This window comes from Paraburkholderia sp. RCC_158 (assembly GCF_041355255.1).
GTDB classification, from domain to species: Bacteria; Pseudomonadota; Gammaproteobacteria; order Burkholderiales; family Burkholderiaceae; genus Paraburkholderia; species Paraburkholderia graminis.
The window spans coordinates 939,952-964,217 of sequence record NZ_JBFUPM010000001.1; the positions used below are offsets into that span (position 1 = coordinate 939,952).

Below are 24,266 nucleotides of genomic sequence, written 5' to 3' on the forward strand. Positions count from 1 at the left end.
GCTTGCCGCCGCATTACCCAAAACCGAGCATGGCAAGCATCAATAAAGCATCACTCGCCTCTTCCATGCAGACCATGCGCGATGTCGCGCAGTCGCGCCGCACACGTCGCGTCATCACCGGTCTGCTGATCTTCATCGTAGTGTTCGGACTGCTGGGCTTTTTCGCGGCGCCGCCGCTGATTCGCCATATCGCCGAACAACAGCTCAGCAAGCAACTCGACCGGCCCGCTACGATTGGCCGCATCGCGCTCAATCCCTACACGCTGAAACTCGAAGCGGACCGCGTGCATATCGGCGAGCGCGGCGGCGCGGGCGATTTCGTGGACATCGAAAGGCTTATTGTTCAGCCGTCGTGGAGTTCGCTGTTTCGCGCGGCGCCGATTGTCGATGAAATACAGCTCGATTCGCCGCGTTTTCATATTGTTCGCTACGACGCGCAGCGCTTTAATTTCACCGATCTGATCGAGAAGTTCTCGAAGCAGCCGACCACGCCCGACAGCAAGCCGACGCTCTTCTCCGTGTCGAACATTCGTCTCGAGAACGGCCAGATTACGTTCGACGACAAACTGCTCGGCGCGACGCATGTGATCGATCAATGGAAGCTCGGCATTCCGTTTATCGCCACGTTGCCGTCGAAAACCGATATCTTCGTCGAGCCGTTGCTGCGCGCGCGCATCGACGGCAGTCCGCTCGCCATCGACGGCAAGACGAAACCGTTCGCCGCGTCGCGCGAGTCGGAAGTGTCGCTGCGCTTCGAAGGACTCGACGTGCCGCGCCTCATCTCATATGTGCCGACCAAACTGCCGGTGATCGTGCAGGCGGGCAAGCTCTCGACGGATCTGAAGCTCAACTTCGTGATGTCGAACGACGCGCCGACACTGCGCGTGGCGGGCACCGTCGATCTGAACGATGTCGATGTGCGGGACGCAAGCAAGGCGCCGTTTTTCGCCGCGCGCGCGGTGCATGTCGCGGCGCGCACGCTCGAGCCGCTGAAGAGCGTCTATCACTTCGACGACATTCGTATCGACGCGCCGATCGCGAATCTCGCGCGCGACAGGAACGGAGCGCTGAGCGTCGAGAAGATGTTCGCCCCCGCGCCGGCGCCTTCGGCTGCGCCCGCGCCTGCGAAGAATGCGGCGCAAGCCGCCAGTTCGCCGGCGCCTGGCTCCGCAGCGGCGGCACCGTCGGCGGCATCTGCGGCAAGCGGCGCGCAGAACAACGCTCAGCACGAAGCGCAAAAAAGCGCGGACAAACCCGCACCGCCGCTCGACCTCTCGATCAAACGCTTTGTACTGAACGACGGCACCGTCAACGCACGCGACGAAGCTACGTCGCGTCCCGTCGACGTCGGTATGGAAAAGCTCGCGGTCACGCTGACCGATTTTTCGACGCTCGCCACCGCGCCCGCGCACTACACGCTCAACACGAACCTCAAACGCAGCGGCGGTTCACTGGGCGTCGCAGGCGCATTGAGCCTGGCCGCCAAAACCGCGAGCGCCAAACTCGATATCAAGTCGCTGAATCTGCCGCTGCTGCAACCTTATCTCGATGCGGCAACCGTGGCGCAAGTCACCGACGGCACGCTTTCGACGACCGCGAATATCGGCGCGAACTGGTCGAAGTCGCCGGCCGCGGTGATGGTCGCGGACTCGCAGCTCGATCTGCAATCGCTGAAATTGACGACGCGCGGCGCGAAGGCTCCTGTGATCTCGCTCGCGCAGGGCAGCGTCAAGGTCAAGCAGGTGGACCTGAACGCGCGCACCGCCGATGTGACGAGCGTCGACACGACCGGCCTCGCCGTCGACGTGCAACGGCTGAAAGACGGCAGCATCAACCTTGCATCGCTCGCCGGTCCGCATGAGGCGGAGCCGAAACGCACGGCCATTCATGCTGTGAAGAAGGCGCAGGCGGAAGGTCCGGCATGGCACTACAAGATCGGCGAGCTGAACGTGAAGGACGGCACCGCCAATTTCACCGACAACACCACGCCGCAGCCGGTCAAACTCGGCATAGCGCCGCTGCAACTGAAAGTGCAGCAGATCAGCGACGACCTGAGCCGTCCGCTGCCCGTGGAACTGCAAGCCACGCTGAACAAGAAGGGCACGCTCGGCCTGAAGGGCGACGTCACCGCGACGCCGCTCAAGGTTGCGGTCAAGGTGAACGCGAACCGGCTCGACGCGGCGGCGTTCGAACCGTACTTCGGCAGCCAGTTGAATGCGACGATTGCGAGCGCGCTGCTCAACGGCAGCGGCGATCTTGCGTTGACTCAGGCGAAGTCGTTGAAGGCGACTTATCGCGGCGACGTGGCGCTTGTGGACGTGCGCATGCTCGACAAGGCGACCTCCGATCCGTTCGCCGGGTGGCGCTCGCTCGCGCTGACCGGGCTGAAGGCGGATTACGACGAGCGCGGGACGTCGGTGGACGCGGAGCGCGTCACCTTCACGAAGTTCTATGGACGCGTGCTGCTCGACGCGCAAGGCAAGCTCAACCTGAACGACGTGGTCGCGCATCAGAGCGGCGCGGCGCAGTCGCTCACGCGCGACAAGAACGCCAAGGACGGCGCGGAACCCGTGCCGTTGACGCCGCCGACGGCCTCGGCCGTGGTTGCGGCATCGGCACCGATCGTGGCGTCCGCGTCCGCGCCGGCGTCGTCCACTGCGGCTGGTGCATCTGCCACGACCGCCACGCCTGCCACCGTCACTGCCGCAACACCGCCGCAAAGTCCGGTCAAGCTGCATTTCGGCCAACTGGTCTTGCAGCAAGGCCGCGTGACCTACACCGACAACTTCATCAAGCCGAACTTCACGGCGAACCTGGTTGGCATTCAGGGCACCGTCGGCGCATTCGGCACGCAGTCGACCACGTCCGCGCCCGTCGACATCGCGGCGAAGCTGGCCGCCAATGGCCCGCTGTCGATTCGCGGCACCGTCAATCCGCTGATCGCGAAGCCGGCGCTCGATCTGACCGCGAGCGCGCACGACATCGAGCTGACCAATCTCACGCCGTATTCCGCGAAATACGCGGGCTATCCGATCACCAAGGGCAAGCTGAACGTCGATCTTCACTACAAGCTCGAAAACGATCAGTTGAACGCGGACAACCATTTGTTCATTGACCAATTGACGTTCGGCGATCACATCGAAAACGATACGGCGACCAAACTGCCGGTGCGGCTCGCCATCTCGCTCCTGAAAAATTCGCGCGGCGAGATCGACGTCAATCTGCCGGTGTCCGGCTCGTTGTCGAACCCCGAGTTCAGCATTGGCGGCCTGATCTGGCATGCGGTGCTGAATCTGCTGCAAAAGGCGGTGACCGCGCCGTTCTCGCTGATCGCGAACGCGTTCGGCGGCAGCGGCGAGGAACTCGGCTACGTGGAATTCGAACCGGGCTCCGCGCAGCTCACCGACGCCGACACGAAGAAGCTCGAGACGATCGTGAAGGCGCTCGGCGCGAAGCCGTCGATCAAGATGGATCTGATCGGCCGCGTCGACCCGAAGATCGACGAGCCCGCGTTGCGCATGCGCTACGTGGACCGCCTCGTCAAGCAGCAGAAAATCAAGGACGTGGTGGGCAACGGCGAGAGCGTGGACCTGTCGAGCGTCACGGTCGATCCGAAGGAATACGACAAGTATCTGACGAAGGCCTACAAGTCCGCGGACTTCAAGAAGCCGCGCAATTTCGTCGGCCTGACGAAGTCCTTGCCCGACGACGACATGAAGAGCGCGCTCGCAGCAAACGCGCCCATCGACGAGGCCAGCCTGCGGCAGCTTGCGCAGCAGCGGGCGCAAAGCGTGCAGCAGTATCTGGATGGCAAGATCGACAGCAGCCGGGTGTTTGTCGTCGCGCCGAAGCTCGACGCGGATGGTATCAAGGACAAAGGCGCGACTACGCGGGTTGATTTCGGGCTGAAGTGAGTAAGGTCACGTGCGCGCCGTCGTAGGCGCGTCGCTCAGGCGGCGCGCGTCGGCGTCTTCAACGCTGTCCGCTCGATGACGCGCGCGAGCGTGTCGAACGCGGGCCGGATCTTCTCGTTCGGCACGCACGCATAGCCGAGCAACAGCCCGCGCCGCGCGGGCGGATCGCTGCTGTAGTAGGTCGCGAGCGGCCGCACGATCACGCCGGCGTCGAATGCGGCCGCCGTCACCGCACGGTCGTCCGCGTGATCCGGCAAGCCCAGCACCAGATGCAAGCCCGCTTCGTCGCCCATCACCGGCAGTTCGCTGCCGAAGCGCGCGGTGATCGCATCGATCAGAATTTGCCTGCGCTCTCCGTACAGCGCGCGCATGCGCCGAACGTGCGACGTGAGGTGGCCGTCCATGATGAAGTCGGTCATGACGGCTTGCTGCATCAACTGTCCTTCGCGATAAAGCTCCGCGACGCCCATGCGAAACGTATCGACGAGATGCTCCGGCGCGATCATGTAGCCCATGCGCAGACCCGGAAACAGCATCTTGCCGAGGCTGCCCACGTAAATCACCTGACCGGCTTCGTCGAGACCTTGCAGCGACGCAAGAGGCCGGCTGCCGTAGCGAAACTCGCTGTCGTAATCGTCCTCGATGATCCACACGTTGTGCTGACGCGCGTATTCGAGCAGCGTGCGGCGGCGCGCGAGGCTCATCACCATGCCGAGAGGGTATTGATGCGACGGCGTCACGAGCGCGAGGCGCGGCGGCTCCCGCAAATCCTCCTCACGCGGATTAAGACCTTCATCGTCGACAGGCACCGGCACCAGCGTGATTCCCGACGACTGCAACACGCTGCGCGCGCCCCAATAGCACGGCTCCTCCACCCAGGCCCGATCGCCGACGTCGGTTAACAGACGCACGGCGAGATCGATGGATTGGTGAATACCCGTAGTGATGATGATCTGATCCGGCGTGCAATTCACCGAACGCGCGACGCGCAGATAGTCCGACAACGCGCGGCGCAGCGGACGATAGCCGCCGCCGGGCGCATACGTCAGCAGATCCGGATTCGCTTCTTTCCACAAACGCGCTTGCAGGCGGCTCCACGTTCGGGCCGGAAATTCCGCGACGTCCGGCACGCCCGGCATGAAGGCGCCCCATTGTTTCGCCGAGACCCCGGCCTGGCCGATCAGACGCCGCCCCCGATTGGACAGGTCGTTCAGATCGCGCTTCGGCGGTTTGGTTTGCGTGCCGACTGCCGCATCGGCCGTAGCGCCAACCGCCGCCACCGCCGGCTTTCGGCGCGCGTTGACGGCGGCGCTGTCCGGCTGCGTGTCGGCGACATAAGTGCCGCTGCCCGTGGTCGAGATCACGTAGCCTTCGGCGGTCAACTGGTCGTACACATGCAGCACCGTGTTGCGCGCGATGCCCAGGTCTTCGGCGAGCGTGCGCGAACTCGGCAGCTTGGTGCCAGGCGGCAACTGACCGGTGAGAATGGCCTGCTGCATCAGCCGCAACGTCTGCCGGTAGAGCGGTTCCGAGGCCGCGCGATCAAGCCTGGCGGCGAGCCAATCCGACAAGATGATCGTATCCAAGTGGTTCTATCCGGAATAATGAAATGGTTCCATATTGTAGAACCGTAACGGTCTATAGTGGGCCACGCAATTGATGCAAGCCCGCTGTTACGCAAGAGCAGCCGGCTCGACCGCAGAGGAGACTACGGCGATGAAAACGGATGAAGTGATCGTCAGCTTTCGAGGCGTGCGCAAGACGTACGACGGCGAAACGCTGGTCGTCAAGCAACTGGATCTGGACATCTATCAGGGCGAATTCCTGACGCTGCTCGGGCCGTCGGGTTCCGGCAAAACCACCTGTCTGATGATGCTCGCCGGCTTCGAATTTCCCACCGGCGGCGAGATCTGGCTCGACGGCACATTGCTCAATACCGTGCCGCCGCACAAGCGCAACATCGGCATGGTGTTTCAGAACTACGCGCTGTTCCCGCATCTCACGGTCGAGCAGAACGTCGCGTATCCGCTGACCGTGCGCAAGGTTTCCGCCGAAGAGCGCGCGCATCGCACGAATAACGCATTGAAGATGGTGCGCATGGAGAGCTTCGCCAAGCGCTATCCCGCGCAGCTTTCGGGCGGACAGCAGCAGCGCATTGCGCTTGCGCGCGCGCTGGTGTTCGAGCCGAAACTCGTGCTGATGGACGAGCCGCTCGGCGCGCTCGACAAGCAATTGCGCGAACACATGCAGTACGAACTGAAGTCGCTGCACGAGAAGCTCGGCGTGACCTTTGTCTACGTCACGCACGATCAGGGCGAGGCGTTGACCATGTCCGATCGCGTCGCCGTCTTCGATAAAGGCATCGTGCAGCAACTCGATACGGTGGACCGTCTGTACGAATCGCCGTGCAACGAATTCGTCGCGAACTTCATCGGCGACAGCAACAAGCTGCGCGGCACGATCGCCAACGTGAACGGCGAATATTGCGAGCTTCATCTGGCTGACGGCACACGAGTGACGGGCCGCAATATCGGCGGCGCGCGGGCGGGCACGCCGGCCATCGCGTGCATCCGGCCGGAACGCATGAAGCTCTCGGCGGGCGGCAATGGACATGCCAACGGCGCTGCGCGGCCGGGCGCCAACGCGCTTGCCGGCGAAGCGCGCGGACTCATCTATTTCGGCGATCACGTGCGGATGCGCTGCGGTTTGCCGCAGCAGGACGAGTGCTTCGTCAAGGTGCCGCTCGGCACCGACGCGCTCAACGCGTTCGCACCCGGCGCGCCCGTCGCGCTCGAGTTCGCGCCCGAGCATCTGCGGGTATTCGCGGGGGCGTAAGCGCGGAAAACGCGAGCATGATTGCATCAGCGGGGCAGTCGGCAGCACATAAGAACGTCGCATGGACTCATGCTTGAAACCACCACCAAAGGAGAGCAACACACCATGAGCAAGATCGGGAAATCGCGCTGCGCCATCGCTGTCGGTGCTGTGGCGCTCGCGCTGGGCGCGGCGCAGGTGAATGCGGCCGAACTGACGGTCGTCAACTTCGGCGGCGCCAACGGGGACGCGCAAAAGGCAGCGTTCAACCAGCCGTTCGAATCGCAGACCAGCAGCAAGGTGACCGCCGTCGAATACAACGGCGAGCAGGCCAAGGTCAAGGCGATGGTCGAAGCCAAGCATGTCAACTGGGACGTGGTGGAAGTGGAGTCGGGCGACATCGGCCGCGGTTGCGACGAAGGTCTGTATGAAAAGCTCGACTGGTCGAAGATCGGCAAGAAGTCGGATCTGATTCCTGAAGCGCCGCAAACTTGTGGCGTGGGCTTTTTCGTGTGGTCGACGGCGCTCGCGTATAACGCCGACAAGCTGAAGAGTGCGCCGTCCGGCTGGGCCGATTTCTGGGACGTGAAAAAGATTCCGGGCAAGCGTGCGATGCGCAAGGGCGCGCGCTACAACCTCGAGTTCGCGCTGATGGCCGACGGCGTCGCGCCGAAAGACGTCTACAAGGTGCTGGCGACGAAGGAAGGCCAGGACCGCGCGTTCAAGAAGCTCGACGAGCTGAAGCCGAACATCCAGTGGTGGGAGGCGGGCGCGCAGCCGCCGCAGTTTCTCGTGGCGGGCGACGTGGTGATGTCGACGGCGTATAACGGCCGCATCGACGCCGCGCAGAAGGAAGGCAAGAACCTCAAGGTCGTGTGGAACGGCAGCATTTACGACCTCGACTATTGGGCGATTCCGAAGGGCTCGCCGAACAAGGCGCTGGCCGAGAAGTACATCGCGTACACGCTTTCGTCGAAGCCGCAGCAGGACTACGCGCACCACATCGCTTATGGTCCGGTGAACGTGGCCGCGATCAAGGGGCTCGACGCGAAGACGCTCTCGAATCTGCCGAACTCGCCGGCTAACGGCAAGAACGCGGTGCTGCAGAACCTGTCGTTCTGGACCGATCACGGCGACGAGCTGGAGCAGCGTTTCTCGTCGTGGGCTTCGAAGTAAGTCGTGAAGTGATGCGATGACGCGCGCGCGTTGGAGCGATCCGCTGCGCGCGCGGGTGGATGGACTGGAGCTGGACTAACGCTGCTCCGGTCCGCAGCTTTGCAGGGAGACCAGGTGTGACTACGATGACGATCGCCGCCGATTCCACGCCGGAATCAACCGGCCGGCTCAAGCGCGAACTGAAGGCCGCGGAAGCGAAAAAGCGTGCGATGGCGCTGCTGCTCATCGCGCCGCTCGCCATTTTTCTGCTGCTGATCTTCGTCGTGCCGATCGGCGCGTTGCTGACCCGCGCCGCGCAGAATCCCGAAGTCGTGAACGCGTTGCCGCATACGCTCAGCGCACTGCACGCATGGGACCGCAAGACGCCGCCGCCCGATGCCGCATACGCCGCACTCGCGACCGACCTGACCGCCATTGCCGATAGCGACGGCATGGGCGCGCTCGCGCGCCGGCTCAATGTGGAGATTCCCGGTTATCGCTCGCTGGTCGCCAAGTCGGCGCGCGCGATGCCTTTCGTCGACGACAACAGCAAGCCGTTGCAACTGACGCCCGCGCAATTTCACGCGAAGTTCGCCGAGCTCGACGAACGCTGGAACAACATCGCGTACTGGCAAGCCATCGGGAAGAACGGCAGTCCGTATTCGCCGTTCTACGTGCTCGCTTCGCTCGATCACAAGCAGGACGCGTTCGGCCATATCATTCCGACCGATCCCGACCAGCAGATCTATCTCGCCGTGTTCACCCGCACCTTCGTGATCGGCGCTGCCGTTACGTTGTTCGCGCTGCTGCTTGGCTATCCGCTCGCTTACTGGATTTCGACGCTGTCGGAGCGTCGCGCGAATCTCGTGATGATTCTCGTGCTGATTCCTTTCTGGACGTCGATCCTCGTGCGCGTCGCGGCATGGATCGTCATCTTGCAGAGCGAAGGTCTCGTGAACAAGGCGCTGGTCGGCAGCGGCCTGCTGCACGATCCGCTCGCGCTGCTGTTTAACCGCACCGGCGTCTATATTTCGATGACGCACATTTTGCTGCCGTTCATGATCCTGCCGCTCTACAGCGTGATGAAGTCGATTCCGCCGACGTATCAGCGCGCGGCCATTTCGCTCGGCAGCCATCCGTTCGCCGCATTCTGGCGCGTGTATGTGCCGCAGACCTATCCCGGCATCGGCGCCGGCGCGTTGCTCGTCTTCATTCTGGCGATCGGCTACTACATCACGCCGGCGCTGCTCGGCGGACCGAACGACCAGATGGTCAGCTACTACGTGGCGTACTTCACCAACGTGACGATCAACTGGGGCATGGCGTGTGCGCTCGGCGCGCTGCTGCTTGCCGCGACGCTGGTGCTGTATGTGATCTATGGACGCTTCACGCGTTCATCGCTGAGCCTCGGCTGAACGGAGCCTACCGACATGAAACTTGCCAAGCCCCTGTTCGCGCCGCACACGTCCTGGGTGGAGCGCACGTGGTATTTCGCGTTGCGTGCGCTTGCCGTGCTCACGCTGCTGTATCTGATTTTGCCCGTGCTCGCGATCGTGCCGCTGTCGTTCTCATCGAGTACGTTCCTCGTCTATCCGATTCCGGGTTGGTCTCTGCGCTGGTATCAGAATCTGATTGCGTCCGATGAATGGCGTATGGCGGCTAAGAATAGCTTTATTGTCGCGCCGTCCGCGACGGTGGTCGCGACTGTGCTTGGCACGCTGGCGGCAATCGGCCTCACGAAAGCCAACTTCCGCGGCAAGGGCTTGCTCATGGCGATCCTGATTTCGCCGATGATCGTGCCGGTGGTTGTTGTCGGCGTCGGCATGTATCTGTTTTTTGCGCCGCTCGGACTCGCGAATACGTATGTCGGGCTGATTCTCGCGCATGCGTCGCTCGGCGTGCCGTTTGTCATGACGACGGTGGCCGCGACCTTGCAGGGCTTCAACTACAACCTCGTGCGCGCGAGCTTGTCGCTTGGCGCGAATCCGGTGAAGACGTTTTTCCGCATCACATTGCCCGTGATTGCGCCTGGTGTGATTTCCGGCGCCTTGTTCGCGTTCGCGACGTCGTTCGATGAAGTCGTCGTCACACTCTTCCTGGCAGGCGCGGACCAGACGACGCTGCCGCGCCAGATGTTCACCGGCATCCGCGAAAACATCAGCCCGACGATTGCGGCTTTGGCCACCATTCTGATTATTTTTTCGACGTGCTTATTGCTGGCGCTGGAATGGCTTCGTGGCCGCAATGCGGCGCGCGCGGTTCGGGCGTAAATGCGGCGCGAGCAAATATCCGGTAACTTCGTTGATGCAACATGAGAATCGACAACTCTTGACACCGTTCTAAGATTCATCCCATTCCGCGGGCTTCTGCGTCTCGTCATACTTTTATCCCTTGATAAAAAGATGCGCGAGGCGCAGATAACCAATGAAAACCCCGCTAACCGTGCTTGTGGGTGCGCTCACACTGACAGCTTGCGCGGATCACGCCGCGCGCGCACGGCTCGGCATTCAAGACCCCACCCTGCTTCAATCCGGCATTGGCGCCTCGCAAGACGAGGCGGCAGGCGCCGCCAACCCGCAATGGATCAACGCATACGCGCCCGCTGCCAGCGGCGGCACGGCGCTCGCGTCATTGCAAGCGCGGCTGAACCGCTTGCCGCCTGAACAGAACGGCTATTTCCGCGCGAAGGCGCAATGCTGGATCAGCGCGGGCCAGGAGGCGCGGCAAGCGGGCGACCATTGGGGTTTCGTCGAGGAGGCCATCGGTCAGGCGGCGGTCATCACCCTGGGCCTTGAAAATGGCACGTCGTTATCGGCTGCCAATCCGGCGCTGCGCACCGTCTCCGTGGTGCGTCCCGATCTGTGGAAGATCGTCAATACCATCAAGTCGGACCCGGTCACGGCTTCCTGTCGCGAAGCGCAGCAGCCGCTCGCATGCGCTGAAGTCGAGCTCATGCAAGCGGGCCATGATGCATGGGTACGCAACTTCGCTCATGCCGAAAAGCGTCTGCCGGACATTCAGGATAACTTGCGTAAATCGGCCGAGAGTGCGCTGCAATGCAAGCAGGCCGCGCTCGCGAGCGCTGCGGCGCAGAGTCCGGCAATGCCGCGAACGGTCACGCTGCGCGCCGACTCGCTGTTCCGTTTCGACGGCGGCAACGATGCCGCGATGCTGAGCGCCGGCAGACGCGAACTCGACAAAGTGGCGCGAAGCATGAAGACAACGGCCACGCTTCGCGAACTCAGGATCACCGGCTACACCGACCGTCTCGGCGACAACGCCCATAACCAGAGCCTGTCGCTGCAACGCGCGCAAACGGTAGCAGCGTATCTGCGCGCTCGCGGCGTCACCGTGCCCATCGCGATTCGCGGGCTTGGCAGTGCGAAACCGGTGGCGCAATGCCGGCAAACCAGGCGCGATGAACTGGTGCGATGTCTCGCACCGAACCGGCGGGTGGAGATCGAGTTCGTCGTCGCGCCTTCCTGATCTGCTCAGGCTGCGCACACGAACGTCGTACCCCGCGGACGCCAACGGCTTATGGCTGCCGGGAGGTCACGAGAGGGCCGTCAGGAGTCCATGATCGCCCCAACCGGAAATGGAAGTTTTTCAGGAGAAATGCAACACATGTCGACTATTCTGATTATCGATGACCACCCAGCGTTCCGGATGATTGTCCGGTTGCAGCTCATGCAACTGCTTAGCGTCGAACAAGTGGTCGAGGCGGACAACGGCCAGACCGCTGTCGAGATGGCTCGTCAATACAAGCCCGACCTCGCGATACTCGACCTGGACATTCCGCGCATCAGCGGACTCGATGTGATTCCGCGTCTGAAGCTCGTGCATCCTTCGATTCGCCTGATGGTGCTGTCGGGCCACGACGCGGCGACCTTCGCGCCGCGCGCAATGCGTTCGGGCGTTCATGGCTTCGTCGGCAAGTCGCAGGACATGAAGGAAATCTTGCGCGGCGTCGAAGCGGTGCTCGCGGGCTATACGGTTTTTCCGGTCGGACCCAACGGCGCGAGCATTGCGCCGGGCATGGCGCCGAGCGGCGAGGAAGGCCGGATCATGCTGCTGTCCGACAAGGAACTCGTCATTTTGCAGATGCTCTCGCGAGGCATGTCGAACAAGGCGATCGGCGACGCGCTCTTCATGAGCGACAAGACGGTGAGTACCTACAAGAGCCGTATCCAGGAGAAGCTCGGGGTGTCGTCGCTCGCAGCGTTGATCGAGTTTGCTTCGTTGCACAAGCTGATCAGCTAGTTCCACGCGCCATGAACAAGACCAGTCTGCATTGCGGCGAAGGCGCCGATTGCCACCAGCCGGCGCAGCGCGCTGTTGAGCTGGAAGGCGCGCGCGCAACGCAGCAGGTCACCCTCCCCGCTGTTGGGAGAAGCACGTCGCGGGCCGACGCTAACGCGCGGCCGTCCGACTCGTGCGAGCAGGCTCGTGATTCCGGCAAAGGCGTGAGTCCTTCTTTCGAGCCATTCGATCGCCGCTATCTTGATGCACTGATCCACGAAGGGATCGATCTCGGCGCATTTCTCGAAGGATGGTGCGTGGCGATGCGCAACGATCTCGACCGTCTCGGCAATCTGCAAAGCGAAGGCGACTTCGACGATTTACCGCCGCTGTTGCACAGACTCAGCGGGGCGCTAGGGCTTGTCGGCGCGCATAGTTTGATGGACGCATTGCGGCGCGTACCCAGCACGCGATCGGAGCACACTTGCAGACTAATTGATGCGCTTGCCGCACGCATGCGAGCGCTGATCGAGCAACTCGAAGGCGTGCGTGACGAACATCGGAGCGCACGACCATGAACAGGCCGTTGGCCTTGATCGAGGGCGCGCTTGCGCTTCCCAGTTCGCGTCCGCTGTCCGGTTTGCCGCCGCCTTTCGGCTCGTGGCGACGGTCGGCGTCGTACACACAGGAACGCGTCCCGCAACCGGCAATGCCGGGCGTGCCGCAATACACGCCAAGGCCGCAACCTCGTCGACGGAATCCACCGAACAACAGATTCCGATTCTTCTACAAGTTGCCGCAGCGGCCCAATTCGGACAGCCGTTTCGACGAGCAATTGGCAGAAGCGCGGCATTATCTCCAGGCGGACTACGTGCGTCCGCATTCGTCGCGTTCGGATCGGATGCTTGGCGCCGCGATCTTCGTGGGCTGCAGCATTGCGCTCGCGTGGCTGCTGGCGACCTGTTCCACGCACGACGTCGCCGATCAATTCGCAACAGCGGCAAAGCCGTCTGCAACGTCGACACGTACTGGCCGCGTGACAGTTCAGCCATTAGCAGACGTCCAGCCGGACGCACTCAAGCCGATGCCACGCGTGGCAGAAGCGCCTCAACGTACTGCGCAGGCGCAGGCGTCATCGTCAGTGACGGCTCGGTCACCGCAAGCCGCACATCGCGTCGACACAGCGAGTTCGCCGCAACAACGTGCCGACTCGCAGCGTAACGCCGGTACGTCACGCCATATCGCCGCGGACAACCGCCTGGCAAAAGCCTATCGCACAGCGACAACTACAGCGGCGCTGGCGAATCGCGTGGAAATCGAAAGACAGCGTCGCGGATCGAACCATTCGATTGATTCGCTGGCGAACTCTTCGGTATCGAGGGGACAGGGGCAACCCGAGCGGCCCACACCGCGAACTCTCGCAAACGACTCAACCGAGAGCGCGGCACTGTTCGATTGGGCCGCTCAACAGCGGCGCGCAAACGCCAACACACGTGCAACGTCGCCGGCATCTTCGCAAGCCGACTCCGACTGGAATGCTCACATGACGCAGCGCCGGATTACCGACAATCCCGCCGCTTTCCAGGCCGACCGCGCGCAACCATAAGCGCTAAAACCATCGACGAAAAAAAAGCCCGACCAAGGTCGGGCTTCAAAAGTCGGCTGCGCCCTCCACAGGACGCAGCCCCTGCAAAACAGCAAGCTGTTTGCGTCGTCGCGAGCCTTAAGCAGCCAGCAGCGAACGCAGCACGAACGGCAGAATACCGCCGTGCTTGTAGTAGTCGACTTCGATCGGCGTGTCGATACGCAGCAGCACCGGCACGCGCTTCTCCTGGCCGTCCTTGCTGCGAATCACCAGCGTCACTTCCTGCTGCGGCTTGAAGTCCGCGCCGAGGCCTTCGATGTCGTACGTTTCTTCGCCGGTAATGCCGAGCGATTGCACGCTGTCCGAGCCCTTGAATTGCAGCGGCAGAACGCCCATGCCGACCAGGTTCGAACGGTGAATCCGCTCGAAGCTGCGTGCGACCACAGCCTTCACGCCCAGCAGTTGCGTGCCCTTTGCCGCCCAGTCGCGCGACGAGCCCGTGCCGTACTCTTCGCCCGCGAACACGATGGTCGGCGTGCCGGCGTCGATGTACTTCATCGCTGCATCATAGATGGACAGTTGTTCGCCGCTCGGCTGGTGAATCGTCAGGCCGCCTTCCACGCGCGAGCCGTCTGCCTTCGCCGGGATCATCAGGTTCTTGATCCGGACGTTCGCGAACGTGCCGCGCATCATCACGTCGTGGTTGCCGCGGCGCGAGCCGTAGCTGTTGAAGTCGGCCTTCTGCACGCCGTTTGCCTTCAGCCACTTGCCTGCCGGCGAGTCTTCCTTGATCGAGCCAGCCGGGCTGATGTGGTCGGTCGTGACCGAGTCACCGAAAATGCCCAGCGCGCGCGCGTTCTTCACGGCGGCGATGCTGTCGGCCGGCGTCATCGAGAAGTCGTCGCCGAAGAACGGCGGCTCTGCAATGTACGTCGACTTCGGCCAGTCGTAGACCTGACCTTCCTCGCCTTCGATCTTGCTCCACAGGTCGCCCTTCTTGGTCAGCGACGAGTAGTTCTTGCGGAACGCTTCCGCGTCGAGCGCGAACTTGAGCAGGTCGTTGACTTCGTCGCTGGTCGGCCAGATGTCGCCGAGGTAGACGTCCTTGCCGCCCTTGCCCTTGCCGACCGGTTCGGTCATCAGGTCGCGCGTGATGTTGCCGGCGATCGCGTAAGCCACGACCAGCGGCGGCGAAGCCAGGAAGTTCGCGCGGATGTTCGGGTGAATACGCGCTTCGAAGTTACGGTTGCCCGACAGCACGGCAGCCGCGACGATGTCGTTCTTCGTGATCGCTTCGTTCAGTTCCGGCGTCAGGTCGCCCGCGTTGCCGATACAGGTCGTGCAACCGTAAGCGGCCAGCGTGAAGCCGAGCTTGTCGAGGTACGGCAGCAGGCCGGTCTTCGTCAGGTATTCGGTGACGATACGCGATCCGGGAGCCAGCGACGTCTTGATGTGCGGAGCGACCGTCAGGCCAGCTTCGACAGCCTTCTTCGCGAGCAGGCCGGCAGCCAGCAGCACGCTCGGGTTCGACGTGTTCGTGCACGACGTGATCGCGGCGATCAGCACGTCGCCGTTCTTCACGTTGACGCCGTTGGTCGTCGTGTATTGCGCGTTCAGATCGTCGGGCTTCTTCGCAAAGCCGTTTTCGGCAACCGGCTTCGAGAACAGGTCGCTGAACGTCGACTTCACATGACCGATTTCGATGCGGTCTTGCGGACGCTTCGGGCCTGCCAGCGACGGCGCGACGGTGCCGAGATCCAGCGTGACGACCTTCGTGTAGTCGATGTCGCCGTCCTTCGGAATGCCGAACAGGTTTTGAGCCTTGAAGTAGTTCTGGAACGCCGAGATTTCTGCGTCCGTGCGGCCCGTGCCCTTGAAGTAGTCGATGGTTTTTTCGTCGACCGGGAAAAAGCCCATGGTCGCGCCGTATTCCGGCGCCATGTTGCCGATCGTCGCGCGGTCCGGCAGCGACAGCGAGCGCGTGCCTTCGCCGAAGAACTCGACGAACTTGCCGACAACCTTCTCTTTACGCAGCAGTTCGGTGATGGTCAGCACCAGGTCGGTTGCCGTCACGCCTTCGCGCAGCTTGCCCTTCAGGTGTACGCCGACCACGTCCGGCGTCAGGAAGTACACCGGCTGGCCGAGCATGCCGGCTTCTGCTTCGATGCCGCCCACGCCCCAGCCGACCACGCCGATGCCGTTGATCATCGTGGTGTGGCTGTCGGTGCCGACCAGCGAATCCGGGTAGTACACGGTGTCCGTGCCGTCGGCCTTCTTGTGCACGCCGCGCGCGAGGTACTCGAGGTTCACCTGGTGAACGATGCCGACGCCCGGCGGCACGACCTTGAACGTGTCGAATGCCTGCATGCCCCACTTCATGAACTGGTAGCGCTCGTTATTGCGCTGGAATTCCAGTTTCATGTTCAGGTCGAGCGCGTTCTTTTCGCGGAAGTGGTCAATCTGCACCGAGTGATCGACGACCAGATCGACCGGCACCAGCGGCTCGATCGACTTCGGATTCTTGCCCACGCGCTTCGCGACGCCGCGCATTGCAGCGATGTCGGCGAGCAGCGGCACGCCGGTGAAGTCCTGCAGCACCACGCGCGACACCACGAACGGGATTTCGTCGACGCGTGCCGCCGTCGGCTTCCAGTTCGCCAGTTGCGTGATGTGTTCTTCGGCGATTTTCTTGCCGTCGTAGTTACGCAGCACCGATTCCAGCACGATTCGGATCGAAACCGGCAGGCGGTCGATCTTGATGTTCAGTGCCTTGCCGAGTTGCGGCAGGGAGTAGAACTTGCCTTTGCCGGAACCGCTGTCGAATTCCTTGAGCGTTTTGTGGAGGTTGTGGGCCATGGTGTTTTCCTTGGTTTGATCGCGGAACTACAGTACTTAACTTGACTAGATGACGTACAAATCGACGTACTCATTGACCGGCATGGCTTCGAGCCGCGCCTGATCCAGCGACACGTCGAGGATCGCCAGTTGTTGCTTGACCGGGAAGCGGCGCGCGAGGTTGGTCTTGAACTTCTCGACCAGCAACGGAATTCCGTCTTCGCGACGACGCTTATGACCGATCGGGTATTCGACTACGACTTCGTCGAACTGCGATCCGTCGTTGAATTCGATCGTCAGTGCATTGGCGATCGAACGCTTCTCGGGATCGTGGTAATCCTTCGTGAACTGCGCGTCTTCGACGCATTGCATCTTGGCGCGCAGCACATCGATACGCGCGTCTTGCGCGATCGAATCTTCGTAATCGGCAGCCGTCAGGCGGCCGAAGATCAGCGGCACCGCGATCATGTACTGAATGCAATGATCGCGGTCGGCCGGATTATTGAGCGGACCTTTTTTATCGATGATGCGAATCGCGGCTTCGTGCGTGCGGATCGTGATCTTGCGGATGTCGTCCACATGCTTGCCGTGCGCGACGAGCTGCGCCTGCAACGTCATGGCCGCTTCCACGGCGGTCTGCGCGTGGAACTCGGCCGGAAATGAGATCTTGAAGAGCACGTTCTCCATCACATAGGAGCCGTACGGGCGCTGGAATTTGAACGCGTTGCCCTTGAAGAGCACATCGTAAAAGCCCCACGTCTTCGCCGTCAGCACCGACGGATAGCCCATCTCGCCAGTTTTCGAAATGAGCGCGAGACGTACGGCGCGCGAGGTCGCGTCGCCGGCGGCCCACGATTTGCGCGAGCCGGTGTTCGGCGCATGGCGGTACGTGCGCAGCGCCTGCCCGTCGACGAGCGCCTGCGAGACCGCGTTGATGAGCTCGTCGCGCGTGAGGCCGATCAACTGACCGACGACCGCCGTGGACGCGAGCTTCACCAGCAATACATGATCGAGCCCGACCTTGTTGAAGGAGTTTTCGAGCGCGATACAGCCTTGAATTTCGTGCGCCTTGATCATCGCGATCAACACGTCTTTCATCGTCAGCGGCGCTTTGCCCGCTGCGATGGCCGTACGCGAGAGCCAGTCGGCTGTCGCGAGAATTCCGCCGAGGTTATCCGATGGATGACCCCATTCGGCGGCAAGCCAGGTGTCGTTGAAGTCGAGCCAGCGGATCATCGCGCCGATGTTGAACGCGGCCTGAACCGGGTCGAGCTGGAACGACGTGCCCGGCACCTTGGCGCCGTTGGGGACGATCGTGCCCGGCACGATGGGTCCCAACAGCTTGGTGCAGGCAGGGTAGGTGAGCGCCTCGAGTCCGCAGCCGAGCGTATCGATCAGGCAATGACGCGCGGTTTCCAGCGCGAGCGCGCTGTCGATCGGATAGTCCAGAACGTAGTCGACGATATCGACCAGGACTTTGTCCGGGTCGGGTCGCACGTTGGAAATCGGAGCGGACATCGAGAGCTCTTCCTGATGACGACAGTTAGTTCGTCTTGTTGATCGCGTTCGATTGCGTCGGAGCCGGCGCGCCCTGCACCATGGCTGCCGTCTTGCACTCGTCGGCGAGACGCGAGCTGTCCTTGTCCGAGAACAGCATGGCCTTCGTCGGGATCACGACGAGGTCCATGCCGGTGGCGGCGTCGTGGAAACGATCCGCACCCGTGGTCGTGGACTGACGCGGCAGATTGTAGTTCTTGTTCGCCCAATGAACCGTGACGATCTGGTCACGCTTCATGTCGCCTTTCAGATCGAACGACAGGCCTTCGTTGCACGACCATTTTTCCGCGCCTTCCGGGATCGGATCGAGCTTCGCTTCCTTCACCGGGTTTGCCTTGCGCTTGATCAGACGGCGCGGCTGCGGCTTCTTGGCCACGGCCTTGGCGGCGGGCTTCGTGGTGGTCGCCGTTTGCGCGGCGGCGTCAGTCGCGACGGTCAGCATCGTCGTGGACAGGGCGCCAATCACGGCGGCGATCATCAACTTGTTCATGGAGAACCTTTCTATCTAATTTCAGTTAAACGGTACGCGGTCTACCGGTCCTGGCGGCCGCGGGGTTGAACTGCAGCGCCTTCAAAGCGCACAGCGACCGCTATTTTCGCTTATTTAGCGGCACGTACTTCAAATTCTCAGGTCCGGTGTAATTAGCGCTCGGACGGATGATCTTGTTGTCGATCCGCTGCTCGATGATGTGCGCACTCCAGCCTGCAGTGCGTGCGATCACGAAGAGCGGTGTGAACATGGCCGTCGGCACGCCCATCATGTGGTACGAAACCGCGCTGAACCAGTCGAGATTCGGAAACATCTTTTTCACTTCAGCCATAACTGTTTCAAGGCGCTCGGCGATATTGAACAGCTTGCTGTTGCCCGCTTCTTTGGACAGCTTCTTCGCGACTTCCTTGATGACCTTGTTGCGCGGGTCCGAGATCGTATAGACCGGATGACCGAAGCCGATCACCACTTCCTTGTTCTCGACGCGCCTGCGGATGTCGGCTTCCGCTTCGTCCGGCGTCTGGTAGCGCGACTGGATTTCGAACGCCACTTCATTCGCGCCGCCGTGTTTCGGTCCGCGCAATGCGCCGATTGCGCCGGTAATCGCCGAGTAAATGTCGGAACCCGTGCCCGCGATCACGCGCCCGGTGAACGTCGACGCATTGAATTCGTGTTCGGCATACAGATTGAGCGACACATGCATCGCCTCGACCCACGACTTCGGCGGCTCCACGCCATGCAGCAGATGCAGGAAGTGGCCGCCGATCGAATCGTCGTCGGTTTCGACTTCGATGCGCTTGCCGTTGTGCGAATAGTGATACCAGTAGAGCAGCATCGAGCCGAGCGACGCCATCAGCTTGTCGGCGATGTCGCGCGCGCCCGGCAGGTTGTGATCGTCCTTTTCCGGCAGCACCGTGCCGAGCACCGACACGCCGGTGCGCATCACGTCCATCGGATGCGCGGCCGCCGGAATCCATTCGAGCGTGGCCTTGACGTTCGCGGGCAGGCCGCGCAACGCCTTCAACTTCGTCTTGTAGGCGGTGAGTTCGGCTTGCGTCGGCAGCTTTTCATGCACGAGCAGATAGGCGATTTCTTCGAATTCGCAATTGCCCGCGATGTCGAGAATGTCGTAGCCGCGGTAATGCAGATCGTTGCCGGTCTTGCCGACCGTGCACAGCGCTGTATTGCCCGCGGTCACGCCGGACAGCGCGACGGATTTTTTCGGTTTGAAGCCGCCTTGTACGCCGGCGGTTTGCGTTGTCTCGCTCATCTGCCGCTGTCTCCTGTTTGCGTGCTCATTGCTTCACGTCCCCGAAAAGCGGCGCGGCATCTTGCGGGATCGCGCGGCCGGTGGATCGCGCGCGACGCAGCACCGACCAGTAATAGCGGTAGCTCGCGCGGTCGTGCAAGGTGTCGCGATGGCGCGTGGGTCCCCATTGAGCGGACTGCGCGGCCAGCAGAATTTCGGCGGCGGTGGCGATTTCCTCGTCGCGCGGCGCGAACGCGCTCACGATGGCCTCGATCTGCGCGGGATGAATGCTCCACATGCGCGTGTAGCCGAATTCGTTGCGAGCCCGCGCGGCGTCGCTCGCGACCACGCTCATGTCGCGCACTTCGGTGCTGACGTTGTGCGACGGCACCTTGCCGTGCGCATGGCAGGCCGCAGAAATCTCCAGCTTCGCGCGCCGCACGAGCGGATGATCGAACTGGCCGGGCGAGCGCATGGCCGTGTCCGGAATCGCGCCGTTGTGCGCGGAGACGAAATCCATCAAGCCGAAGCTCAATGCCTCGACGCCCGGCAACGCGGCGAGATCGAACACACGCGTGAGCGCGCCATGCGTTTCGACGAGCAGTTGCACCGGGATGGCTTTTGCGATGCCAAGCTCACGCCGCGTGGCTTCGATGAACGCGACCATTTCCGCCGCGTCCAGCACATTGCGGATTTTCGGCAGCGTGATGAAAGCAGGCGCCCGCTTCGCCGCGCGCAGAATCAGGCGCACGTCGTCACGCCAGTACGGGTGATCGTAGCCGTGAATCCGCACGCCGACGCGTCCGAAGCAATCATGCTCGCTGCCGATGAGCGACGCGACCAGCTCCGCATGCTCCGCTTCGCGGCCGACTTGCGCGCCGTCTTCGCAATCGAGCGTGATGTCGAACACGGGGCCCAGTTGCTGCTGCAACGCGAGCGATTTCAGCATCAGCTTTTCGCTGCCGGCGTAGTGATCGCAGGCAGGCAGCACAGCGGGCGGCACTTCGCCGTCAAACAGCACTTCGGCGGGTGTGAGGGCGCGCATCTTCGGCGTCAGGGGCGTGGGTTTTGTTGAGGAAAAACCGATTCGGGCGCGCTCTGTCCGGTCGTACAGGCAGACAGGCAAAACGCGCTCGGATCAGGTGCGAATCGACTGGTCTGCTCGATTCGCACGAAAAAAACCGGAACCCGCCGCGGTGACGCTACGGAGTTCCGGTTGGTCTGCATCAGGTGCTTAGCCGAGCAGATGCTGAACGCCTTCGCGTTCTTCCAGCAGTTCCTGCAGCGTGCCGTCCATCTTTTCGCGCGAGAACGCGTCGATTTCCAGGCCTTCCACGCGCTTGTATTCGCCGTTTTCGCAGATCACCGGCACGCCGTAGACGATGTCTTCGGGAATGCCGTACGAGCCGTCCGACGGAATACCCATGGTGACCCACTTGCCGTTCGTGCCGAGCACCCAGTCACGCACGTGGTCGATTGCAGCGTTAGCCGCCGACGCCGCCGACGACAAACCGCGTGCCTCGATGATCGCCGCGCCGCGCTTGCCGACGGTCGGGATGAACGTGTTGCGGTTCCATTCGTCGTCGTTGATCAGCTTGGTCAGGTTTTGACCTTCTGCGGTCGCGAAGCGGAAGTCCGGGTACATGGTCGGCGAGTGGTTGCCCCACACGGCCAGCTTTTCGATCGAAGCGACCGGCTTGCCCGACTTCGCGGCCAGTTGCGACAGCGCGCGGTTGTGGTCGAGACGCAGCATGGCGGTGAAGTTCTTCTTCGGCAGGTCCGGTGCCGACTTCATCGCGATGTAGGCGTTCGTGTTGGCCGGGTTGCCGACCACCAGCACCTTCACGTCGCGGCTGGCGACTTCGTTCAGCGCCTTGCCTTGAACCGTGAAGATCTCGGCGTTTGCCGACAGCAGGTCTTTACGCTCCATGCCCTTCGAACGCGGACGCGCGCCGACCAGCAGGGCGACGTCGGCGTCTTTGAATGCGACCTTCGGGTCGTCCGTGATCACGACGCCCGACAGCAGCGGGAATGCGCAATCATCCAGTTCCATCACGACGCCTTTGACGGCGCCTTGCGCTTGCGGCAGGTCGAGCAGTTGCAGGATCACCGGCTGATCCTTGCCGAGCAGATCACCATTGGCGATGCGGAACAGCAGGGAGTAAGCAATTTGACCTGCGGCGCCGGTGACGGCAACGCGCTTTGCGGGCTTAGCCATTGAGAAATCTCCAGGACGATGCGTTAGACGCTAGGGAAAACGCCATTCTATATGCGCGTTCAGCGAAGCGTTGTTAAACACGGCGGAATTCGCTGTTCGCGGGAGGCTCGCTGCCGGCCCGTTAATTGCGGGCCGAAAGCGGCGCTGCGGCAAGACCGCCATGCCGGAAACCGGTACTGCTGAGCTCTCTCGAGCCGGCGCTTCGCCCCTGTTCCGCCGACATATCAAACGGGGAAGCGGCCGTTTCTTCAGAGCGGGAGCGGTCATTGAGGCGCCGGGGCAGCCGCTGCACGGTGCGGGCTCCTGCAAACAGCGCGTTTCGGCAAGCGTCGGACCAACGAACGGCGGCGAATCGAAACCCTGGACTGCGTGGGAACAGCATGGTGCAGAGTGGCTGCCAGTGCGTGGCGGCGCTGCCAAACCGGATGCAGCGCAGAGCCGTCAAAACGCCCGCAAACCCTTGCTCGACAAGGAGTGTAGGAGTCGCCAGAGGCAAAGTCAACATTATCTTATGTCTTATATAAGACACATCTATTGCCGGGGAAACGCTGGACGCGAGCCAGCGCTTTATGATGAAATGCGCGCATGAATTCGAACCCGGCCAACACCACGAATCCCGGCGGCCAGGCGGCCGCGGGCGAAGGTGCATCCGCGGCCGTCCCCGCTGCGTCACCCACTTTCAGCCCGCTGTACCAGCAGATCAAAGGGCTGATCACGCAGAGTCTCGAAAGCGGTGAATGGAAGCCCGGCGAGATCATTCCTAGTGAAGTCGAATTAGCGGCCAGATACAAGGTCAGCCAGGGCACGGTGCGTAAAGCGATCGACGAACTCGCCGCCGAGAACCTGCTCGTGCGCCGCCAGGGCAAGGGCACGTTCGTTGCGACGCACAACGAAGATCGCGCGCAGTTTCGCTTTTTGCGGTTACTTGCCGATGACGGCGCCGAACATCCGCACGTTAGCCGCCTGCTCGAGTGTCGGCGCTTGCGTGCATCGGCGGACATCGCGCGGCAACTTGACCTGAAGCCCGCCGATCCCGTTGTGCTGATCAAGCGTCTGTTGCAGTTCGACGGCGAAGTGACCGTGCTCGATGAAATCTGGCTGCCAGGCGCCGTGTTTCGCGGGCTGACGCTGGAGCGGTTGTCGGAATACAAGGGTCCTCTTTACGCGATGTTCGAGACGGAGTTCGGCACGCGCATGATCCGCGCCACGGAGAAAATCCGCGCGGTCGCCGCCGAGCCGTCGGTGGCCGATCTGCTGCAAGTGCCGCCGGGTTTTCCGCTGCTGTCCGTCGAGCGCGTGTCCTACACCTATGGGGATCGGCCGGTGGAAGTCCGGCGAGGTTGGTATGTCACAACCGGGTACTACTATCAGAACGATCTCAGCTAAATCGGGCCGGACTGAGCTGGATTGAAGGCGCGGCGTCCCACGCGCGCGCCGTTTGACGGCGCCTTTATTGCGCGCGCTGCAATGGACCTGTCGGGGTTTTCGCTGCAGCGCGAAATGAAAAGGCGCTAAAATTGCGGATTGGTGTGAACTACATAGCAGGGGGTCTAGCATGGCTGAAGCGGTAAAAAAACCGAGGCCGGAGTTCCGGAACATCGGTATCGGGCAGATATTGACGGCGTATCGCCTGCCTCTTGCGGGGCGCGTGTCGATTCTGCATCGGCTGAGCGGCGGCCTGCTGTTCGTCGCGTTGCCGTTCCTGCTGTACCTCTTCGACCAGAGCCTGACTTCCGAGCTGAGCTTCGAAGTCTTCAAGGGCTTTCTCTCCAACCTCATCGTCAAGCTCATCACGCTGGTGCTCGCGTGGGCCTACCTGTTCCATTTCTGCGCCGGCGTTCGCCACCTGCTGATGGACACCAACCATGAAGCCGTCACCAAAGAGAAAGGCAAGCAGACCTCGATCGTGGTGTTCGTGGTGTCGTCGCTGCTGACCATCGTGTTCGCGCTCAAACTCTTCGGAGCATTCTAAACATGGCAGCCAATAACCGAATCGGCTCGAAGCGTCTGGTCGTCGGCGCCCACTACGGTCTGCGCGACTGGCTCGCGCAGCGCATCACCGCGTGCGTGATGGCGCTCTACACGGTGATCCTGCTCGCCTGGTTCTTCGGCGCGCGCGACTTCTCCTACGAAGGCTGGGCGTCGATCTTCGCGACGCAATGGATGAAGCTCGCCACCTTCGTCACGCTGCTCTCGCTCTTCTATCACGC

At 62.3% G+C, this 24,266-nt stretch carries 18 protein-coding genes; 11 read left to right on the forward strand and 7 right to left on the reverse strand.

The window, feature by feature from the left end:
- The first annotated feature begins 29 nt into the window (after positions 1-29).
- Positions 30-3,914, forward strand: coding sequence for a DUF748 domain-containing protein (locus AB6809_RS04240; protein WP_029967382.1), 3,885 nt, complete (start codon positions 30-32; stop codon positions 3,912-3,914).
- Positions 3,915-3,949: 35 nt separating this feature from the next.
- Here AB6809_RS04240 and AB6809_RS04245 read toward each other — a convergent pair whose 3' ends face one another.
- Positions 3,950-5,500 (reverse strand): PLP-dependent aminotransferase family protein, encoded by a 1,551-nt coding sequence (locus AB6809_RS04245; protein WP_029967384.1) that lies wholly within the window; start codon positions 5,498-5,500, stop codon positions 3,950-3,952.
- A gap of 130 nt (positions 5,501-5,630) precedes the next feature.
- Between AB6809_RS04245 and AB6809_RS04250 the strand changes: the two genes are divergently transcribed.
- The 7 genes from AB6809_RS04250 to AB6809_RS04280 all read left to right on the forward strand — a co-directional run bounded on the left by AB6809_RS04250 (position 5,631) and on the right by AB6809_RS04280 (position 12,700).
- Positions 5,631-6,749: an ABC transporter ATP-binding protein gene (locus AB6809_RS04250; RefSeq protein WP_006047542.1), complete on the forward strand. Its 1,119-nt coding sequence runs from the start codon at positions 5,631-5,633 to the stop codon at positions 6,747-6,749.
- Positions 6,750-6,854: 105 nt separating this feature from the next.
- On the forward strand, positions 6,855-7,904 hold the full coding sequence (locus AB6809_RS04255) for an ABC transporter substrate-binding protein (RefSeq protein WP_006047543.1): 1,050 nt from the start codon (positions 6,855-6,857) through the stop codon (positions 7,902-7,904).
- Positions 7,905-8,020: 116 nt separating this feature from the next.
- Positions 8,021-9,298 carry an ABC transporter permease gene (locus tag AB6809_RS04260; RefSeq protein WP_029967386.1) on the forward strand — a complete coding sequence of 426 codons (1,278 nt, stop codon included), beginning with the start codon at positions 8,021-8,023 and terminating at the stop codon, positions 9,296-9,298.
- A gap of 15 nt (positions 9,299-9,313) precedes the next feature.
- The gene (locus tag AB6809_RS04265; RefSeq protein WP_371026029.1) at positions 9,314-10,153 is read left to right on the forward strand and encodes an ABC transporter permease; all 840 of its coding nucleotides are present in this window, start codon (positions 9,314-9,316) and stop codon (positions 10,151-10,153) included.
- Between the two features lie 154 nt (positions 10,154-10,307).
- Positions 10,308-11,369 (forward strand): OmpA family protein, encoded by a 1,062-nt coding sequence (locus tag AB6809_RS04270; protein ID WP_371026030.1) that lies wholly within the window; start codon positions 10,308-10,310, stop codon positions 11,367-11,369.
- A 138-nt stretch (positions 11,370-11,507) separates the two neighbouring features.
- Positions 11,508-12,143 (forward strand): response regulator transcription factor, encoded by a 636-nt coding sequence (locus tag AB6809_RS04275; protein WP_006047547.1) that lies wholly within the window; start codon positions 11,508-11,510, stop codon positions 12,141-12,143.
- Positions 12,144-12,154: 11 nt separating this feature from the next.
- Positions 12,155-12,700 carry an Hpt domain-containing protein gene (locus tag AB6809_RS04280; protein ID WP_029967391.1) on the forward strand — a complete coding sequence of 182 codons (546 nt, stop codon included), beginning with the start codon at positions 12,155-12,157 and terminating at the stop codon, positions 12,698-12,700.
- Positions 12,701-13,845: 1,145 nt separating this feature from the next.
- On the opposite strand, the gene acnA is transcribed toward AB6809_RS04280, so the two are convergent.
- From acnA to AB6809_RS04310, 6 genes are all read right to left on the reverse strand, one after another.
- On the reverse strand, positions 13,846-16,563 hold the full coding sequence (gene acnA, locus AB6809_RS04285) for an aconitate hydratase AcnA (RefSeq protein WP_029967393.1): 2,718 nt from the start codon (positions 16,561-16,563) through the stop codon (positions 13,846-13,848).
- A 45-nt stretch (positions 16,564-16,608) separates the two neighbouring features.
- Positions 16,609-18,060: a bifunctional 2-methylcitrate dehydratase/aconitate hydratase gene (locus tag AB6809_RS04290; protein ID WP_029967394.1), complete on the reverse strand. Its 1,452-nt coding sequence runs from the start codon at positions 18,058-18,060 to the stop codon at positions 16,609-16,611.
- Positions 18,061-18,085: 25 nt separating this feature from the next.
- On the reverse strand, positions 18,086-18,589 hold the full coding sequence (locus tag AB6809_RS04295) for a hypothetical protein (RefSeq protein WP_006047552.1): 504 nt from the start codon (positions 18,587-18,589) through the stop codon (positions 18,086-18,088).
- A gap of 100 nt (positions 18,590-18,689) precedes the next feature.
- Positions 18,690-19,859 (reverse strand): 2-methylcitrate synthase, encoded by a 1,170-nt coding sequence (prpC, locus tag AB6809_RS04300; protein ID WP_371026031.1) that lies wholly within the window; start codon positions 19,857-19,859, stop codon positions 18,690-18,692.
- 25 nt (positions 19,860-19,884) lie between these two features.
- Positions 19,885-20,883, reverse strand: coding sequence for a CoA ester lyase (locus AB6809_RS04305; RefSeq protein WP_029967396.1), 999 nt, complete (start codon positions 20,881-20,883; stop codon positions 19,885-19,887).
- 189 nt (positions 20,884-21,072) lie between these two features.
- Complete coding sequence (locus AB6809_RS04310; RefSeq protein ID WP_006047555.1) at positions 21,073-22,056, reverse strand: malate dehydrogenase; 984 nt, start codon at positions 22,054-22,056, stop codon at positions 21,073-21,075.
- Positions 22,057-22,641: 585 nt separating this feature from the next.
- Between AB6809_RS04310 and AB6809_RS04315 the strand changes: the two genes are divergently transcribed.
- The 3 genes from AB6809_RS04315 to sdhD form a co-directional block, all read left to right on the forward strand.
- Positions 22,642-23,442 carry a GntR family transcriptional regulator gene (locus AB6809_RS04315; protein WP_006047556.1) on the forward strand — a complete coding sequence of 267 codons (801 nt, stop codon included), beginning with the start codon at positions 22,642-22,644 and terminating at the stop codon, positions 23,440-23,442.
- A gap of 169 nt (positions 23,443-23,611) precedes the next feature.
- Positions 23,612-24,028 (forward strand): succinate dehydrogenase, cytochrome b556 subunit, encoded by a 417-nt coding sequence (sdhC, locus tag AB6809_RS04320; RefSeq protein ID WP_006047557.1) that lies wholly within the window; start codon positions 23,612-23,614, stop codon positions 24,026-24,028.
- Positions 24,029-24,030: 2 nt separating this feature from the next.
- The coding region (gene sdhD / locus AB6809_RS04325; protein ID WP_371026032.1) for a succinate dehydrogenase, hydrophobic membrane anchor protein at positions 24,031-24,266 on the forward strand (236 nt) is incomplete at its 3' end.

Bases quoted from the DNA above. Each gene is read 5' to 3' on its own strand.
- AB6809_RS04240 (WP_029967382.1), top strand. From the start codon at position 30: ATGGCAAGCATCAATAAAGCATCACTCGCCTCTTCCATGCAGACCATG.
- AB6809_RS04250 (WP_006047542.1), top strand. From the start codon at position 5,631: ATGAAAACGGATGAAGTGATCGTCAGCTTTCGAGGCGTGCGCAAGACG.
- AB6809_RS04255 (WP_006047543.1), top strand. From the start codon at position 6,855: ATGAGCAAGATCGGGAAATCGCGCTGCGCCATCGCTGTCGGTGCTGTG.
- AB6809_RS04265 (WP_371026029.1), top strand. From the start codon at position 9,314: ATGAAACTTGCCAAGCCCCTGTTCGCGCCGCACACGTCCTGGGTGGAG.
- AB6809_RS04270 (WP_371026030.1), top strand. From the start codon at position 10,308: ATGAAAACCCCGCTAACCGTGCTTGTGGGTGCGCTCACACTGACAGCT.
- AB6809_RS04275 (WP_006047547.1), top strand. From the start codon at position 11,508: ATGTCGACTATTCTGATTATCGATGACCACCCAGCGTTCCGGATGATT.
- AB6809_RS04280 (WP_029967391.1), top strand. From the start codon at position 12,155: ATGAACAAGACCAGTCTGCATTGCGGCGAAGGCGCCGATTGCCACCAG.
- acnA (WP_029967393.1), bottom strand. From the start codon at position 16,563: ATGGCCCACAACCTCCACAAAACGCTCAAGGAATTCGACAGCGGTTCC.
- AB6809_RS04290 (WP_029967394.1), bottom strand. From the start codon at position 18,060: ATGTCCGCTCCGATTTCCAACGTGCGACCCGACCCGGACAAAGTCCTG.
- AB6809_RS04295 (WP_006047552.1), bottom strand. From the start codon at position 18,589: ATGAACAAGTTGATGATCGCCGCCGTGATTGGCGCCCTGTCCACGACG.
- prpC (WP_371026031.1), bottom strand. From the start codon at position 19,859: ATGAGCGAGACAACGCAAACCGCCGGCGTACAAGGCGGCTTCAAACCG.
- AB6809_RS04305 (WP_029967396.1), bottom strand. From the start codon at position 20,883: ATGCGCGCCCTCACACCCGCCGAAGTGCTGTTTGACGGCGAAGTGCCG.
- AB6809_RS04310 (WP_006047555.1), bottom strand. From the start codon at position 22,056: ATGGCTAAGCCCGCAAAGCGCGTTGCCGTCACCGGCGCCGCAGGTCAA.
- AB6809_RS04315 (WP_006047556.1), top strand. From the start codon at position 22,642: ATGAATTCGAACCCGGCCAACACCACGAATCCCGGCGGCCAGGCGGCC.
- sdhC (WP_006047557.1), top strand. From the start codon at position 23,612: ATGGCTGAAGCGGTAAAAAAACCGAGGCCGGAGTTCCGGAACATCGGT.